Annotated in this window: 15 protein-coding genes; 11 read left to right on the forward strand and 4 right to left on the reverse strand. The window is 59.6% G+C overall.

From position 1 onward, the window contains the following. Positions 1-2 precede the first annotated feature (2 nt). The 10 genes from sctJ to ACVMB1_RS41825 all read left to right on the forward strand — a co-directional run bounded on the left by sctJ (position 3) and on the right by ACVMB1_RS41825 (position 7,908). On the forward strand, positions 3-869 hold the full coding sequence (gene sctJ, locus ACVMB1_RS41780; protein WP_069280074.1) for a type III secretion system inner membrane ring lipoprotein SctJ: 867 nt from the start codon (positions 3-5) through the stop codon (positions 867-869). 11 nt (positions 870-880) lie between these two features. Beyond that, positions 881-1,513, forward strand: a complete 633-nt coding sequence (locus ACVMB1_RS41785; RefSeq protein ID WP_081334766.1) for a nodulation protein NolU — start codon at positions 881-883, stop codon at positions 1,511-1,513. Further along, positions 1,510-2,133 carry a type III secretion system stator protein SctL gene (gene sctL / locus ACVMB1_RS41790; RefSeq protein WP_069280057.1) on the forward strand — a complete coding sequence of 208 codons (624 nt, stop codon included), beginning with the start codon at positions 1,510-1,512 and terminating at the stop codon, positions 2,131-2,133. The genes ACVMB1_RS41785 and sctL overlap by 4 nt, the downstream gene beginning before the upstream one ends. Continuing rightward, complete coding sequence (gene sctN / locus ACVMB1_RS41795) at positions 2,130-3,485, forward strand: type III secretion system ATPase SctN (protein ID WP_069280056.1); 1,356 nt, start codon at positions 2,130-2,132, stop codon at positions 3,483-3,485. The genes sctL and sctN overlap by 4 nt, the downstream gene beginning before the upstream one ends. Then, on the forward strand, positions 3,461-3,997 hold the full coding sequence (locus ACVMB1_RS41800) for a hypothetical protein (RefSeq protein ID WP_069280055.1): 537 nt from the start codon (positions 3,461-3,463) through the stop codon (positions 3,995-3,997). The genes sctN and ACVMB1_RS41800 overlap by 25 nt, the downstream gene beginning before the upstream one ends. A 107-nt stretch (positions 3,998-4,104) precedes the next feature. Next, a complete protein-coding gene (gene sctQ, locus ACVMB1_RS41805) occupies positions 4,105-5,106 on the forward strand; it encodes a type III secretion system cytoplasmic ring protein SctQ (protein WP_081334767.1) in 1,002 nt (333 codons plus the stop codon). Then, positions 5,099-5,764, forward strand: coding sequence for a type III secretion system export apparatus subunit SctR (sctR, locus tag ACVMB1_RS41810; protein WP_028343882.1), 666 nt, complete (start codon positions 5,099-5,101; stop codon positions 5,762-5,764). The genes sctQ and sctR overlap by 8 nt, the downstream gene beginning before the upstream one ends. Positions 5,765-5,766: 2 nt before the next feature. Next, positions 5,767-6,042, forward strand: coding sequence for an EscS/YscS/HrcS family type III secretion system export apparatus protein (locus tag ACVMB1_RS41815; protein WP_057018251.1), 276 nt, complete (start codon positions 5,767-5,769; stop codon positions 6,040-6,042). Positions 6,043-6,052: 10 nt separating this feature from the next. After that, positions 6,053-6,874 (forward strand): type III secretion system export apparatus subunit SctT, encoded by an 822-nt coding sequence (gene sctT / locus ACVMB1_RS41820; RefSeq protein WP_069280054.1) that lies wholly within the window; start codon positions 6,053-6,055, stop codon positions 6,872-6,874. Beyond that, positions 6,871-7,908: an EscU/YscU/HrcU family type III secretion system export apparatus switch protein gene (locus ACVMB1_RS41825; protein ID WP_069280053.1), complete on the forward strand. Its 1,038-nt coding sequence runs from the start codon at positions 6,871-6,873 to the stop codon at positions 7,906-7,908. Before sctT ends, ACVMB1_RS41825 begins: the two co-directional genes overlap by 4 nt. A 236-nt stretch (positions 7,909-8,144) precedes the next feature. Here the strand turns inward: ACVMB1_RS41825 and ACVMB1_RS41830 are convergent, their stop codons facing one another. The 4 genes from ACVMB1_RS41830 to ACVMB1_RS41845 all read right to left on the reverse strand — a co-directional run bounded on the left by ACVMB1_RS41830 (position 8,145) and on the right by ACVMB1_RS41845 (position 13,998). Continuing rightward, a complete protein-coding gene (locus ACVMB1_RS41830) occupies positions 8,145-8,810 on the reverse strand; it encodes a CpaD family pilus assembly lipoprotein (protein WP_069280052.1) in 666 nt (221 codons plus the stop codon). Positions 8,811-8,820: 10 nt separating this feature from the next. Beyond that, positions 8,821-10,233 (reverse strand): type II and III secretion system protein family protein, encoded by a 1,413-nt coding sequence (locus tag ACVMB1_RS41835; RefSeq protein ID WP_069280072.1) that lies wholly within the window; start codon positions 10,231-10,233, stop codon positions 8,821-8,823. Positions 10,234-10,302: 69 nt separating this feature from the next. Further along, positions 10,303-10,992 carry a response regulator gene (locus tag ACVMB1_RS41840; protein WP_253588027.1) on the reverse strand — a complete coding sequence of 230 codons (690 nt, stop codon included), beginning with the start codon at positions 10,990-10,992 and terminating at the stop codon, positions 10,303-10,305. A 2,037-nt stretch (positions 10,993-13,029) separates the two neighbouring features. Continuing rightward, positions 13,030-13,998 (reverse strand): hypothetical protein, encoded by a 969-nt coding sequence (locus ACVMB1_RS41845; RefSeq protein WP_253588026.1) that lies wholly within the window; start codon positions 13,996-13,998, stop codon positions 13,030-13,032. Between the two features lie 662 nt (positions 13,999-14,660). On the opposite strand from ACVMB1_RS41845, the gene ACVMB1_RS41850 reads away from it, so the two are divergent. Further along, positions 14,661-15,101, forward strand: coding sequence for a VirK family protein (locus ACVMB1_RS41850; RefSeq protein WP_253588025.1), 441 nt, complete (start codon positions 14,661-14,663; stop codon positions 15,099-15,101). Positions 15,102-15,271 lie beyond the last annotated feature (170 nt).

Below are 15,271 nucleotides of genomic sequence, written 5' to 3' on the forward strand. Positions count from 1 at the left end.
TGATGCCTGGTGTGATGCACAGTGGGGGTTGCGGCCGCCGTCAATGGTGGCGGCGGCTTCGCATTTGCCTTGCTCTGCCGCTTCTTGTTCCGTTGATCGGCTGCAAGGCTGATCTCTACAGCAAGATTCAGGAGCGTGAGGCCAATGAGATGCTTGCGCTTCTCCTTGGCAAGGGTGTCGATGCTGTTCGCGTTGTCGCCAAGGATGGAACCAGCACGATCCAGGTCGAGGAAAGGCAGCTTGCATATTCGATTGACCTGCTCAATGTTGAGGGGCTGCCGCGTCAATCTTTCAAGAATCTCGGCGAGGTATTCAAGGGATCGGGCCTCGTTGCCTCCCCGATCGAGGAGCGCGCCCGTTACGTTTATGCCCTCAGCGAAGAATTGTCGCGCACCATTAGCGACATCGATGGCGTCCTTTCGGCGCGGGTGCACGTGGTTCTGCCGAAGAACGATCTTCTGCGGCAAGACGCCACCCCATCGTCGGCGTCGGTTTTCATCCGACATGGTTCGAACGCCAAGCTCTCGGCGCTGTTGCCTCAGATCAAGATGCTCGTCGCCAACAGCATCGAAGGGCTGTCTTACGACAAGGTGGCTGTGGTCTTTGTGCCGGTTGAGCGAGCGCCGCTTGAGCAGCCGGCGCAGTCGGCAGCCGCTTCGTCTCAATCAACAAGGCCGGCTTCAACGCCGTGGCTTGCGCTTGGGGTCGGGGGCGCAAGCGCCGCATTCGTCATTGCATCTTATCTGTTGCTTGGCGCGCGTCTTCGTCAGTTCGGTCAATCATCGCGCAAACTTACCATGTTCGGCAGGCGTTCGAATGTGACCGCTGTCCAGGCTGCTGGCAAAAAGATCACCTCCGATGCGACATAACCAGGACGCTCATGTCGTCATCGATATCACCCACCGAACCCAATCGTTCGATCACGCTGGCTTCAGAACGGCTGCGCGAGCTTATTGCCTCGATCCATCCGAGCCGTTTTGCCGCGTGTCTCGATCCGCTGCTGTCGCCCGCCACATTACTCCGACTGCAGCAGAGTTCCAGGTTGCAGCCAAGGCTGGCCGAGCTGCTGCTCGGCAGCGACGTGGATGTGAGCGGAGCTGGCTGGAACGACGACCTTCTGCTCGGGCATGATCCGCGTCGGGCTGCGCTGCTCGCCGGCGGTATCTGGCATGCTCATTCCGTCCTGAAGCTGGTTTCAAAGCGCGATCTTTCGATCTTGGTCGAGATGATCGGTGCCGAAGCGCATGCCTTCGCCATCCGGCATTTACCCAGTGCGGTTGCAACAGCACTCATTGCCGATCCGGAACACCTGTCGCGACAGATTGAACGCGATGGACATGCCTGTCTGGGCGCCTGGCTCGACCGGGCTCCAGCGATTGAGCGTATCCGCGTGCTTCTACGCTTGCCTCGTGGGACGGCCGCGGACAATCCGGCGGCTGAGCACCATCGTGCTTCAGGCCCGCTGCTTTCCTTGGTTGTGGCCCATTTGGGGACGGAGGCTGCCACGGTATGACAGTCGACTTCCCAGCATTGCCTGTGGCCCCACAGATCCGTCCGCTTGGGCCCCTGATCCCGGCAGCCGAGCTCGAGATCTGGCATGACGCCGTGCACGCGCGGGCCACTGCTGAGCGGCATCTGCAGCGTGTTCGCGGCTGGGGACGCAAAGCTTTTGAGCGGGAACGGGCGCGCGGCCATGCGGAGGGGGTAAAAACGGGCGCAGAGGAAATCGCACGCCTGATTGCGCAGGCTGCTTGCGAACTCGCGCAGCGAAAGGCCGTTCTAGAACAAGAATTGCCCGAGCTGGTCATCGAGATCGTGCGAGATTTGCTCGGCGCCTTTGATCCGGGCGAGATGCTGGTGCGCAGCGTTCGTCACGCGATTGAGCAAAAGTACAAGAACACGGAAGTCTGCCTTCACGTGTCCCCCCTGAAAGCCGATCTGCTTGCCAATGAATTCGCAGCCTACAACGGACAGGAGGGCCGGCCCAAGGTCAGGATCGAGCCGGATCCGGCGCTCACGGCGGACCAATGTGTCTTGTGGAGCGAGTTTGGCAATGTCGATCTCGGACTTGCCGCGCAGCTCCGTGCGCTTCGTGTGGGGTTTGGCTTGCCGTCGCAGGAAGGTGGACCGTGACCGCGCAACGATCGACCCATGGTGCTGCGGCTGAAGAAGAGGCTGTCCACGCCGCACTGTCTTCCTTGAGATCTTCCGCCAAGCATATCGACACGCGTGCCGTCCGCGGCCGGATCACGAAGGCTATCGGTACGCTGCTCCATGCCGTCTTGCCGGAAGCCCGGGTTGGGGAGCTATGCCTGCTGCAGGACCCCCGCAGCGGGTGGTCGCTCGAGGCGGAGGTGATCGGCTTGTTGCCGGACGGGGTGTTGCTCACACCGATCGGTGACATGGTCGGCTTGTCCAACCGTGCCGAGGTCGTCACGACTGGGCGAATGCAGGAAGTTCCGGTCGGCCCCGATTTGCTCGGCCGCGTGATCGACAGTTTCGGTCGTCCACTCGATGGTAAGGGGCCAATAAAGGCTGGCGAAGTGCGCCCGCTGCGCGGCAAGGCGCCCAACCCCATGAAACGGCGAGGTATCGAGCAGCCTTTCCCACTCGGCGTTCGTGTCCTGGATGGGCTTCTGACATGTGGTGAAGGCCAGCGGATCGGAATCTATGGGGACGCCGGTTGCGGCAAGTCGACGCTGATGTCGCAAATCGTCAAAGGCGCAGCCGCCGACGTCACGATTGTCGCGCTGATCGGCGAACGTGGCAGAGAGGTACGTGAATTCATCGAACGTCATCTTGGCGAGGCACTCCGCCGTTCGGTCGTCGTCGTGGAAACCTCCGACCGTTCGGCGATGGAGCGGGCACAATGCGCCCATATGGCGACGGCGCTGGCCGAATACTTTCGTGATCAGGGGCTGCGCGTCGTTCTGATGATGGATTCCTTGACGCGCTTTAGTCGTGCGATGCGCGAGATCGGCCTTGCCGCGGGAGAGCCTCCGACCCGGCGCGGATTTCCGCCCTCCGTCTTTGCTCTGCTGCCGGGTCTGTTGGAGCGGGCCGGCATGGGCGAGCAGGGCTCCATCACGGCCTTTTATACCGTGCTAGTCGAAGGTGACGGCACGGGCGATCCAATCGCCGAAGAATCGCGCGGCATTCTCGACGGACACATCATTCTTTCGCGTGCGCTGGCTTCGCGGGAGCATTTTCCGGCCATCGACGTGCTGTCGAGCCGAAGCCGCGTCATGGATGCGGTCGTGTCTGTGCCGCATCGCAAGGCGGCATCCTTCTTTCGTGATCAGCTCTCGCGCTACGCCGAGGCCGAGTTTTTGATCAAGGTCGGCGAATATAAGCAAGGCGCTGATCCGCTGACCGACCGGGCGATCGCCTCGATTGAGGAGTTGCGGACGTTCCTGCGTCAAGGCCAGGACGAGGCGTGCAAATTTGAGGAGACGATCGCATGGATGTCACGTTTGACCGCCTGAACACCGCTCATGCGTCGAAATTGCGGGCGGTGAAGGACATGAGGGAGCGAAGCGCCCTTCGTGAACTGTCCGACATGGAAGCCAAGCGCCGCATCGCAGGTGAAGCCGTCGAACAGGCTTCCGAGCAGCTTGCCAATACCGAAAGACACCGCGCAAGGGTCGAAGCCGAGCTTTATCGGGAGATGTTATCGGCCGATGCGATATCCGTCAGCGAGCTCGAGCGCCGCCATCATCTTATCATTGGGCGGCTCACAGAGGATATCGCGGCGGCGCAGCTACTTCTTGACAAGGCGCACACCGCTCAGGATCAGGCCGAGGCGGCGGTCCGTGAGGCGCGGACGCTATGGGCCAAACGTTCCGCTGCGTGCCACAAATGGCAAGAGATCGAGCGTAATGTTGAGCGCATCACCAATGCTCATGTTGAAGCCGCGGCGGAAATCGAAGCCGATGATGAGGTGTTGCTTCGCTACCGCAGAGGCGCCCCCGTCCAAGCGGGAGGCGAGCCGAGCTGATGGCCAATTCTCCTTTGCCGGTGTGCTGCGATGGGCAGGCGCCGCCTGCGACACAGAGGCTGGGTGGGCCCGTACCATTCAGGCCACAGCTGACCCTATCTCGTGCTGTGGTCTCTTGGCTCAATGAGATCGCAGCTTTCCGCGGACCTCTGCAAAGCCGTTTCGGCGATAAGCCGCTATCGCTGCGCATGGTCAGGCTTGTCTGGCAGGTCGAGCCACCTGAGACATCGATGCTTGACTGCGTCTTTGACGCAGGCGGCGAAACGCTCGTCCTGTCCTTGCCCAGGTCGTTTGCCGAAGCGCTGATTGCGACGGTGCAGAATGGCCTGACCTTACCTTCCGAGCCAACGCGTTCGCTGGTCCTTGAACTCGCGCTAGACCCGTTGCTCTCTTCTCTGGAGCAGCTGACGCAGCGGCATTTGCAGCTTCTCCGCACCGATGAAGCGGCGAAATCAGGTCCATTCCTTGAGTTCGATGTCGCCTATGGGCCGCTCACGAGCAAGGTTCGCCTGCTCCTATTCTCGTCTCTTGACGGTCTGGTTCCGCCAGCTTTCGGCGTCCTAGGTGAATTGCTTGGCCGATTGCCGCGACAGACGCCTAAGCTTCGCCCTGAACTCCCTGTGATCGTTGCAGGCGAGGTTGGCTCGCTCCGCATTACAATCGGCCTTGTTCGTCAAGCCCAGCAAGGCGATGCGCTGCTGCCGGACGCAATTTACCTTGCTCGTGGCCAGATCATCCTCACTGCCGGCACTTTGTGGGCCCCTGCGGAGGTTGCCGGCGACCGACTGGTCCTGCGGGGACCATTCCGCTCGCAATCTCACCCCTCGAAAAGTGGACACATGACGACACAATCCCAAGCCCAGCAGCCTCCCTCCGAGGCCGATATCGACAGCCTCGAGATCACACTCGTATTCGAATGCGGCCGCTGGCCGATGCCGATTGGAACCTTGCGGAGCATCAACGAAGGCCATGTGTTCGAACTCGGCCGGTCGCTTGACGGCCCAGTTGATATCCTTGCCAACGGGCAGCGCATCGGCCGTGGCGATATCGTGCGGGTCGGCGACGAACTTGCCGTCAGATTACGTGGCAGGTTGGCGGTCAATGACTGAGATTCAACCCAGCATCCTCGCGCTTCTGGCGATCACGGTCGGTCTTGGCCTGCTCGCCTTCGCCGTCGTGACGACGACCGCCTTCATAAAGGTCTCCGTTGTGCTTTTCCTGGTGCGCAACGCGCTCGGGACTCAATCGATACCGCCCAATATCGTCCTGTATGGGGCGGCACTGATCCTGACCGTCTTCATCAGCGCGCCGGTGTTTGAGCAGACCTACAACCGCCTGACGGATCCGCAACTCCGCTACCAAACATTTGATGACTGGGTAACAGCCGCCAAGGAGGGGCAGGAGCCGCTGCGCGCGCATTTGAAGAAGTTCACCAATGAAGAGCAGCGCCGGTTTTTCCTGTCATCGACCGAACATGTCTGGTCGGAGGAGATGCGCGGCAGCGCCACGGCTGATGATTTTGTGATTCTTGTGCCGTCGTTCTTGATCTCGGAGCTCAAGCGCGGCTTCGAAATCGGCTTTCTTCTTTATCTTCCCTTTATCACCATCGACCTGATCGTCACGACGATTTTGATGGCCATGGGCATGTCGATGGTGTCGCCGACAGTGATATCTGTTCCCTTCAAGCTCTTTTTGTTCGTTACCATTGATGGCTGGTCACGTCTCATGCACGGGCTGGTTTTGAGCTACACGACGCCGGGAGGTTGATAATGAACGAAGCCAGCATCCTCAAGTACCTGAGCGAATCGCTCGTGCTTTTCATGATCTGGGTTCTGCCGCCGCTCCTGGCAGCCCTGATCTCGGGATTGATCATCGGCCTCATCCAGGCGGCAACCCAGCTCCAAGATCAAACCTTACCCCTGACGGTGAAGCTTCTCGTCGTCGTCGCCGTACTCGCCGGGTTCTCTCCGGTCCTCAGCGCTCCGCTCATCGAGCAGGCCGAACGCATTTTCAGCGAGTTTCCTGCACTCACCGCAAGATACTAGCAGGGCTTGGATGGCCGGCCTGTCACCCACAGATGCGCATGCCCTCGTCGAGGGCGGAATCGAACTTATCGCAGCAACCGGCCTGAGCGCGGCCCGCGCCTTGGGCATCATGCTTGTGCTTCCCGTCTTCACCCGGCCGCGCATCAGTGGCCTGATCCGCGGAAGTCTGACGATCGCGATCGGGCTACCGTGTCTGGCGCAGATCAAGCTGGGACTGGAGGCGCTAGATCCGAACACGCGTATGGTCAGCGTAACCATGCTCGGTTTGAAGGAGGTGTTCGTCGGCCTTCTGCTCGGTATCCTGCTCAGCATTCCCCTATGGAGCATCCAGGCAGTCGGCGACATCATCGATACGCAACGAGGAATCTCCAGCCAGGTCGCAGCAGAAGATCCTGCGACGCACAGCCAAGCGTCGGGGACCGGGCTTTTTCTCGGCGTCACTGCGGTCACGATCTTCGTTCTGGTCGGCGGCCTGCAGACCATGGTGAGCAGCCTTTATGGCAGCTATCTGATCTGGCCCGTGCATCAGTTCCTGCCTGCGGTGACGGCACTGGGAGCAATGGAATGCCTCGCTCTTCTCGATCATATCATGCTGACGACGCTATTGGTCGCCGGGCCGGTGCTGGCCCTGCTGCTGCTGATCGACGTGTCGGTCATGATGCTCGGCCGCTTTGCATCGCAACTCAAGCTGAACGATCTTTCGCCCACGATCAAGAATGTTGCCTTCGGTGTCATCATGGTCAGCTATACCGTCTACCTCCTCGAATACGCAGGAGCTGAAATCCTCACGCCGAACAACGTGCTCGAGTCCTTCAAGAAGCTCTTGAAATGAGCGGCACGAGCGAGGAGAAGAAGCTTCCCCCGACCCCCAAGAAGCTGCGCGATGCGCGCAAGAAAGGGCAGAGCGCGCGCAGCTCCGATCTGGTGAGCGGGGTCAGCGCGTGCGCCGGCTTTTCCTGTCTGTGGTGGAGAGCGGGTGCGATCGAAGACAAGTGGCATGAAACGGTCCAGCTGATCGACAAACTGCAGGAGCAGCCCTTCACGAGCGCGGTTCCGCAGGCGCTCAACGGGTTGCTGGAACTTTCGATGGCAACGGTCGGGCCTTTGCTCGCGGCTGCCGTCGCAGCAGCCCTTCTGGCCAATGTCGTGGCCAATGGCGGTTTCATGTTTGCGTTGGAGCCGCTCAAACCGAAGCTTGAGAAACTGGATCCGATCAAAGGCTTGACGCGGCTTGCATCCAAACGTTCGGCCGTCGAGCTTGGCAAGACGCTGGTTAAGGTGGTGCTCCTCGGGACGTGCTTTTTCCTTACCGTGACCGCAAGCTGGAAGGCACTGGTGTATTTGCCGGTCTGTGGCATGGGCTGCCTCGGAATAGTCTTCACAGAGGTCAAGCTGCTGGCCGGGATTGCTGCCGGGGCGTTCCTCGTCGGCGGGTTGGCCGACCTTCTGATCCAGCGCTGGTTGTTCATGCAGGAGCTGCGCATGACCGAAACCGAGGCTAAGCGCGAGAACAAGGAGCAGCAAGGCAATCCGCAGGTGAAGAGTGAACGCAGGCGTCTGCGCCAAGTGTCGGCGAACGAGGCTCCGCTTGGCGTCAATCGCGCCAACTTGATACTAAGGGGGTCCGCAGCCTTGATTGGGCTGCGCTATGTTCGCGGCGAAACCGGCGTGCCGGTTCTGGTCTGTCGGGGTGAGGGCGAAGCTGCTTCCAAGTTGCTAGGCGAGGCGCGCGCGCTGCGCCTCAAGATAGTGGATGACGACGTCCTGACACATCAGCTGCTCGGCAAAGCAAGACTCGGCAACCCGGTTCCGTCGCAATATTTCGAGTCGGTCGCAAAAGCCCTTTACGCTGCCGGGCTGGTCTAGAGCGGTTTCCAGCGAGGTGGACGCCGGTTCGCGCGAAGGAAATGCGTCAAACAAGAATCTACAGCTCCGTTCCGATTCAATCGGAACGGAAAAGTCTCTAGACTAGACGGCTTTCGAGCGAAGTTGTGTACCGGTTCGCGGAAGAAAGCGCGCCAGAACAAAAATCCGACCTGCGATTCAATCGGCACGGGAAATCGCTAGATCATTTTGATCAGGCGGCGGCGATGCAACGCCCATCACCGAGGAGGCTGTACGTCCCTCGTTGCCGCCGCGGGAGCTTCCGACGCGGCCCCATTGCTCTGTCCACCTTCTCCGTTGCTCTTGTTGCCCGGGCCAAACGTGCCATAGCTGGCAACCGGAATGGCGGCGCGATCGCCATTACTCGTCATGACCGAGCGATTGTCCAGTAAGTCGAGCGGATCGTTGACCATGACTGCCAGATTGCTTCTGGTCGAGCAGCCAAGCGTCGGGTCGAACGAATTATCGTTGACCGCAGGCCCGACGATGGAAAGCGACGGACAGACAGGAGGCTGGGCTTCAAATGTGATCGCCTCGATCCTTACCCCGAAACGGGAGGGCAGATCGAGAGGTGAGGCGGACAGGCGAATATTATAGGGGGCAACGCCCATGGCACGGGCCTCGTGGGCCACCTGTGCAATGAGCCGGGGCGTGCCGGTGACATCGACATGGAGTGCGTCCCGCCGGCCGCCACTTGCACTCGCAATGAAACTCCGCAGCCGGTGCCTTTCGGAGCCACGAAGGCTCTGTAGGAACAAAACACTGTTCTTCTGCTCCACTTGGATCGCCTGTTCAGCCGGCCCGGGACGGATCGAAGCACTGTTTGCGCATCCGCTCAATGTTGCCGCAACAACGATCAAATGGCACAAATGTCGCAACGTCATTTGACGATCCTCATTCGATGATAAATCCAGCGCTGCCGGTCAATCCTGGTGCGCTCGTGCGGGGCGCATCGCGGTCTTTTGGCGGCCGCGCCAGCGTGTTCGTCAAGATGCGGCCCGTGTCTGAGGGCGGTGCTATGCGGTCGGTCGGTGCACTCATCCGGGTCGGGTTCGATCCGGGCCGGACGATGTAAGGCGTGACAATAATAACCAGCTCGGTCTCGCGCTTTTGAAACGATGAGGAGCGAAACAGCGCGCCAAGGATCGGCACGTCGCCGAGCCAGGGAAACTCGCCAATGTCGTTGTTGAAGTTGCGCCTGATCAGTCCGCCGATGGCAAAGCTCTGACCGCTGGCGAGTTCGACCACGGTGCTAGCTCGTCGCGTCGAAAGCGCAGGGACTTCCATGCCATTGATCTTGACTTGGCCTTCGCTCGACAGTTCGCTGACTTCGGGCTTCACACGGACATTGATCTGATTATTGTTGAGCACTGTCGGGACGAATTCGAGGCTCACGCCGAACTGGCGGAATTGGACCGACACCTGCCGATTATCCTGCATCACAGGAATGGGGAATTCGCCGCCGGCCAGGAAACTCGCAGACTCGCCGGACATCGCCGTCAGATTCGGCTCAGCCAGGATCGAGGCGAGGTGCTCGCTGGCGAGCGCGTCGAGAACAGCGCTCAGATTGGTATTGCCCGCGCTGAATCCGATACCGATCGTGCCGCCGCCGTTCGCCGCGGCGGATCCGCCATCCTTGCCGCTGATAAGGAAAGCGCCGTTTGGGCTGGAGGCCGTGAAGTGGATATTGAGATCCTTGACGGCACTGCGGGACACTTCTGCGACCCGTACGCTGAGATTCACCTGCAGCGAGCCGGCCACCTGGATCTTGTTGACGACGAGCGCACCCGCCCCGAGAAACTGCTCGGTGACCTTCTTGGCTATCTCGACGACCTCGGCATTGGGCGCGGTACCGCTTAAGATCGCTCCGCGCGGGGTATAGCTAACCTGGATCGGATAGTCGCCGACCTCAGCTTTCAGCGCGGCGCGCAGATCCTCGATCGGCTGTGTGACGACAACGCGCAGCTCGGCGAGAGCTTCTCCGTTCTCATTGAGGGCGAACAGGCTGGTGCGTCCTGATTTCTTGCCAAACACGAAGATTGTCGTATTTGACGGCGCCTGATAATCCGCAATCGTCGGGTCGGCAACAAAGATGCTCGCCGCCGCAGCGGTCAGATGGATCGTCTTGCCCTGTGAGGAAATCAGGTTCAGCGTGCCGGAGGTGCTGCCGGGCGCGCTATGCGGCGGTTCTGCTTTGCCATCCCGCTTGGCTTGGGCTGCCGCAGCAAGCGGAAATAGCAGAGCAAGTCCGCACAGGACGTAGCAGAGGCGATGCAAAACGGCAGAGCGCGTCGCCCCAGCTACCATCGACGGCTCATCAGCGCGCGCAGCATTGTTATCGAAATTCAAGGGGTTATTGCTTTCAAGTTGAATCGGCTAAGCAGCCGACGCTGCGCCAATGAGTTCAAGGGTGTAACCGACGCCGCGCGCCGTCTTGATCCTGAGCGTCGCACCCGACTGGCTCAAATGCGTACGCAAGCGATAGATGCCGACTTCCAGCGCATTGGTCGAGACCTCGTCGTCGAACGCATAAAGGCTATCCTCCAGAGATGCGCGTGGCACGGTACGACCGGCACGGTTGAGCAAATGTTCGAGAATGCACACTTCGCGGCGGGCAATCCTCAGTATCCGACCGCCGACCGCGACTTGCCTCGCGATCGGATCGAAATGCAGATTGCCGAATGTCACGACCGGCGCCGTCATTTGCGTTGACCGCCGCAGAATGGCTCGCATGCGCGCGATGAGTTCTTCGGTCGACACGGGTTTGGGGAGGAAGTCGTCCGCACCCGCGTTAAAGATCGCAATCCGCCGCCCGAGGTCGTTGAGGCTGCTCATCATGATGGCCGGCATTGAATAACCCTCGCGCCGGAGCTGCTTCAGCCAGTCCAAGCCGTCTCCATCGGGCAAAACCAATTCGAGCAAAAGAATGTGGTAGTTCGCGCAATCCAGCGCGGCCGACGCCTCGTCCAGTGTGCGTGTCACGTCAACGGCAAACCCGCAATCGGGAAGTGCGTCCTTCACAGCACGGGCAAAGTCCGCATGATGATCAACCAGGAGAATTCGCATTTCATCGCCTCTCGTCCATCCGCGCCAAGACTTTAGGCGCGTCACGGTTGACCAAGAGGTTCGATGAAGCTGACCGGCGCCCGCTTCGACATGAGCGGCAATGTCCGGCGGCGAGGAAGCAGAGCATGGTGACGGGCTATCAATCCCGGTGAATTCCTTGTCACCGGGTTGGAAAGCGCGATGGACCGCCAGGGGCTGCATGCGCCGTCGTCGATGCCGAGCAGACCCCTTGGACCGGGAAGACTTTCGAAATCATTCACGAGGGCGAAAGCCGTCGCAGCAGTTTGACGCATCTGCGCGTCAATCGCGTCCGTGTTTGCACCTACTGCACAGCAGCCTTCGATCTTTATAGCGCTGGACCTCGCAATCGACATCGACACCCAAGCGCAGGAGCGAGCGGATGGAGTCGTGGTTGAATAGTCTAGTGAAATCGGCATTGGGAACTCCCCACTTTTCCCCAGTCCCGCGGTCAGTACTTGCTGTGCTGTCGAACCATGGTGTCGCGACAAGGCAAGCTGTTCCGCGTGAAGACAGTTTCACGCTACGCGTCCGGGCGATGTCTCCAGAGCTGCGTTGCGCGACGAATGAACGATGATGCGCCTCCGGGCTACTGAAAAAGCCTTTCCCAAGCCGGTGATAGACGCGCAGGACGCCGACGCTCCCAACTCTCGGTCGGGTCCGATGGGCGATCCCCTCGAAAGTAGCGAACGAGAGACGGAGGGGACTGCCGCATTTCTGGGCGATGGCCCATCTGGCTGATATTGCTATGCCAGTTGCATCGCTTCACTTGCGATGATCGACTGCAAAGTAATCCAAGCGGAAATTTGAGGCTGCGTGGTGCGCGGTCAGGCCAAGGCAAATGGAATCCGAGTTCTACTCGGCCGCTAAATGCTGCTCGGGCCGCAACAGGGGTGGCGCCGGCTTCTCTGTCCTGCACATAGACGTTACGGAGAACACGTCGTCCACAGCAGTGATCGACCCACGTGATGGGGCGGAGCGGAGCGTCGTAAAGTTTGAAAGACATTCGCAATTCTTGCTACCTGTCAGGAAGTTTTCGCGCGCGGGTTCGGTGTCGCGAAGCTGTCGGAAATCCTACAATCTGACGTCAGGTGAGGATCAAGTGTCTTTAATTACGAGTACCCTCCATCTTGTGCGCGTCTTGACTCGGTCGCGACACAGTTTGAACACTGTCATAGCCTCGTGGGTCGCTGTCGCTCTTGTGTTCTCGAAGGTTGTGAGCATTTCGCCTCTCCAAATTCTGCGAGGTGCAGCTTCAGCTGTTGCGATAGCGTGAGCTAGTTGTTCCCGCTGCGCGTTAGGGCAAGCCATAGCGCGCGCGAGCATGAGATTGCCCTGGTTGCCTCAAACGTGGCGATTGGCAGGCGGACTATGGCCGGCCGAGGTGGACTGATCTGACGCATAGCGCTTAACGTCGCGGGTGCAGACGCGCGGTTGCCAAATCGAATTGACTGGCAAAGGATTGAAGAGAGGGTCGACTGTCACACCACGTTCCTGAATGCTGCTCCAAAACTGCGGCCGACTATGGGGGCTTCGGGCGGGATCGGAAAAATCAATTGTTTTGATGGAACGCATTCAAGCGGCGGATAGGCGCGGCGCTCGCCGCCGCTTGCCTTCCATAGGTGATGCAGCTTTTAGCGCGCTGGCCATGCGGTCGCGTCCACCGATATTCCGGCTGAACGCGCCTCCTGCGTCACGCCAAGCCAGCCACTGGGTAGAGGCGCGGCTTTCACCGGCTCACGCCGCGAGCTCAGTGAGAAATGTGATCCCGGCGAGTTGGATCGATGTCAGCCGTGAGTACCGCCAGAGAATTAGTTGTAAGAGCGAGTTGAATGGGCTCCAGGCGTCGAGTTCGCTCGCAGCAGGACGGGGCCGATTGAACCGCTTGATAGCTCGATGCGCGGGCTGCCCAAGTTATTGTTCGTAAAGCCTGTCAGCGTTCTCCAACTCGTCCTTAAGCGGAGTGCCTTTGTGATTGAACATAAGCACACCGCTGCAGCGCGGAGCTCAGCAAATGCATTAATCAGCGCCATCGCGCTTGTACGGATTTGCCTCGCTGTCCGTCCGGTAATCGTCGAGGTTGCCGCCTAGAAACAATCGTTCGGTCTCTCGGGTTGGTGTTCTGCCCAGCGAGCACATCAGATCCACGTCCGCATCGATGTTGTCCTGGTCCTCAACGTTCATTCCAAGCCCGATACTGCTCAGCACGTCGTCGGGCGTCCAGACCGCGGACTTCGGGACGGTGTAGGTGTGCAGCGTGTTCGCATTGTTGGCGATCGCTCTCGCCCAGTGGTCGCGCGAAACAACCAGTTTTGAGGGATCCTCAACCAGCGACACAAAAGGAGATGCTGCTGTCTTGCCGCGCATATGCCATCCGGCCTGACGCGCCCGGTCCATAGTATATCGCTCCAGAGGATCTCCAACAGAAGAATGATCCCGAGCCGTGTTACGGATATGCGAGATTGCTCTCGTGTTTTCTTCCGTGCGCGGCTTGCAATCGTTGTCCTGAGTCTGAAAGCGCCGCAGTGTGACATATGACGACCCTGCTACGTCGTCGAATACGAGGTTCCGATCGACGGGAACTGCGGTCGCCGGCGACCAACGTGCTGATTGATGCGTGGCGAGGTCGATCTCGTTTCTGAGCGCTTCAAGCGTGGCGCCTGTCAGCGTCGCGGCAAGTTGAGCGCGCGCGCTGACAAATGATGTGGCTGGATAGGGGCCGGTTTCCGGGGGGCTCTCGCTCGGCGCGGTCGAGGACGTAGCAGTCGTATTATTTGCCGCCAAGGAGGCAGGGTAGACCGAGTTCAATTCATCTGGATCCAAATCATCTAGCTGCTGCTCAAAGCTTGCCTGATCGTCTGAGCTGTGTGCCGGTGTGCTGGTTTGTGCGCTTAGCTCGTCTGGCTGCCGGCCCGTCCGATGTGGCTGCCGCAGCACGTCCTGAAGCTCAAAGGGAGCGTCTGCAGCATTCCGTGGATCAATATTCATTTCTCTCTCCCCTCGAGTGCCGGCTATTAGTGTAGACTGTTGCAGGTGCAGCTTTCGAGAAGCTGACGGACCAGGCGGTGAGCCAGTGTCGGTTTGACGGTCACCGGCTAAATTCAGTTCAGTGAGGCGAGCGCTGAGCCAGGTGGAAGCGACGCTAATCGACGGATCACAAATCAGCGCTGCTTTGTGCGGTTTGCCATTTGTGACGAGGTCGAAATTGGGCCTTGAAGAGCTTTTTCATTCGCGACGCCAGATTCGCTTCCTTGTTGTCTGTCGTCTGAGTGGCAGGGAGCCCCAGGTATCAACGTGGACAAGCCGGCAGATGTGGCTGGTCCAAATGCTCGTTGGAAATCGTCCGTTACGCGCGTGGAACCGCATCGTCGCGATCGTTCGTCTCCATTGGATCAGCGTGACCGCTTGCCGTTTGTGGTTTCCGAGCGGCTGCTACTTGATCAAATCGTTCCAGCGATGTCGCACTTTAACAAACCTGACCTACGAGGTTGTGAGGTAGGGATAGCCGCCTCAACCACTTGCGCCTGGTTGCGACAGGTTGTTTTTCTCGCAGGCGCGCGTGCGCTTGATGTCTGGTTTCCACCAAACAGTTTGCGAGCACGGCATCTTGCCACGTGTGATCTGTGGTACTTATCGAGGGAGAAAAGCATATGAAGTCTATTGGCAAAGGGCTGGCGATCCTGCTGTCTTTGCTTTCGGCCATGAGTGTGAGCACGATGGCGAGAGCCGATGAGCCCTCGCCGAAATACACTGAGGTGCTCAATGCCCTGCAGGCCGGCAAGAACGTGAAGCTCATCCTGGACATGAGCCGCTGTGCTGCCGCGGAGGGTGGCAAGCCAGCTTCGGCGACACAGGCCGGCCTGGTCATCAATGCATTCAGGGTGACCCCGCAGAACGGCATCAGCTTCGCCAATGCGCACCAAACGGTGGACAGCTCCGGACATGCGGTGACCGAATACATTCGTCATAGCCTCAGCCGCGAAGGTAAGCTCACGGTGCGGGCCTCAAAGCTTGTCGTCGGGACCACCGAACTCGTGAACCAGGGCGAATTCATCTGTGAACTGCCGGATGGCGCAAAGTTCATCTGGTAAACGAAAGAACACAGGGACGGGGATGCGCTTGGAGACCTCGATCCTTTAACCGTGCAGGCATCTTCGCAAGCCACGACACGAATAATATCGATCATGAGAGACGGCCAGATTGTTTCTGGCCGTCTTTTCCGCAACGCTCATCGAGTTGCTCGAGCTTGTTGTAGTCGCTC

It is taken from the genome of Bradyrhizobium sp. USDA 4504, from assembly GCF_054063995.1.

What these genes read in the sequence shown, in the direction of transcription:
- ACVMB1_RS41850 (WP_253588025.1), top strand. Translation starts at nt 14,661, where the DNA reads ATGAAGTCTATTGGCAAAGGGCTGGCGATCCTGCTGTCTTTGCTTTCG.
- ACVMB1_RS41825 (WP_069280053.1), top strand. Translation starts at nt 6,871, where the DNA reads ATGAGCGGCACGAGCGAGGAGAAGAAGCTTCCCCCGACCCCCAAGAAG.
- ACVMB1_RS41800 (WP_069280055.1), top strand. Translation starts at nt 3,461, where the DNA reads ATGGATGTCACGTTTGACCGCCTGAACACCGCTCATGCGTCGAAATTG.
- ACVMB1_RS41785 (WP_081334766.1), top strand. Translation starts at nt 881, where the DNA reads ATGTCGTCATCGATATCACCCACCGAACCCAATCGTTCGATCACGCTG.
- ACVMB1_RS41840 (WP_253588027.1), bottom strand. Translation starts at nt 10,992, where the DNA reads ATGCGAATTCTCCTGGTTGATCATCATGCGGACTTTGCCCGTGCTGTG.
- ACVMB1_RS41815 (WP_057018251.1), top strand. Translation starts at nt 5,767, where the DNA reads ATGAACGAAGCCAGCATCCTCAAGTACCTGAGCGAATCGCTCGTGCTT.
- sctL (WP_069280057.1), top strand. Translation starts at nt 1,510, where the DNA reads ATGACAGTCGACTTCCCAGCATTGCCTGTGGCCCCACAGATCCGTCCG.
- ACVMB1_RS41845 (WP_253588026.1), bottom strand. Translation starts at nt 13,998, where the DNA reads ATGAATATTGATCCACGGAATGCTGCAGACGCTCCCTTTGAGCTTCAG.
- ACVMB1_RS41835 (WP_069280072.1), bottom strand. Translation starts at nt 10,233, where the DNA reads ATGGTAGCTGGGGCGACGCGCTCTGCCGTTTTGCATCGCCTCTGCTAC.
- ACVMB1_RS41830 (WP_069280052.1), bottom strand. Translation starts at nt 8,810, where the DNA reads ATGACGTTGCGACATTTGTGCCATTTGATCGTTGTTGCGGCAACATTG.
- sctR (WP_028343882.1), top strand. Translation starts at nt 5,099, where the DNA reads ATGACTGAGATTCAACCCAGCATCCTCGCGCTTCTGGCGATCACGGTC.
- sctT (WP_069280054.1), top strand. Translation starts at nt 6,053, where the DNA reads ATGGCCGGCCTGTCACCCACAGATGCGCATGCCCTCGTCGAGGGCGGA.
- sctJ (WP_069280074.1), top strand. Translation starts at nt 3, where the DNA reads ATGCCTGGTGTGATGCACAGTGGGGGTTGCGGCCGCCGTCAATGGTGG.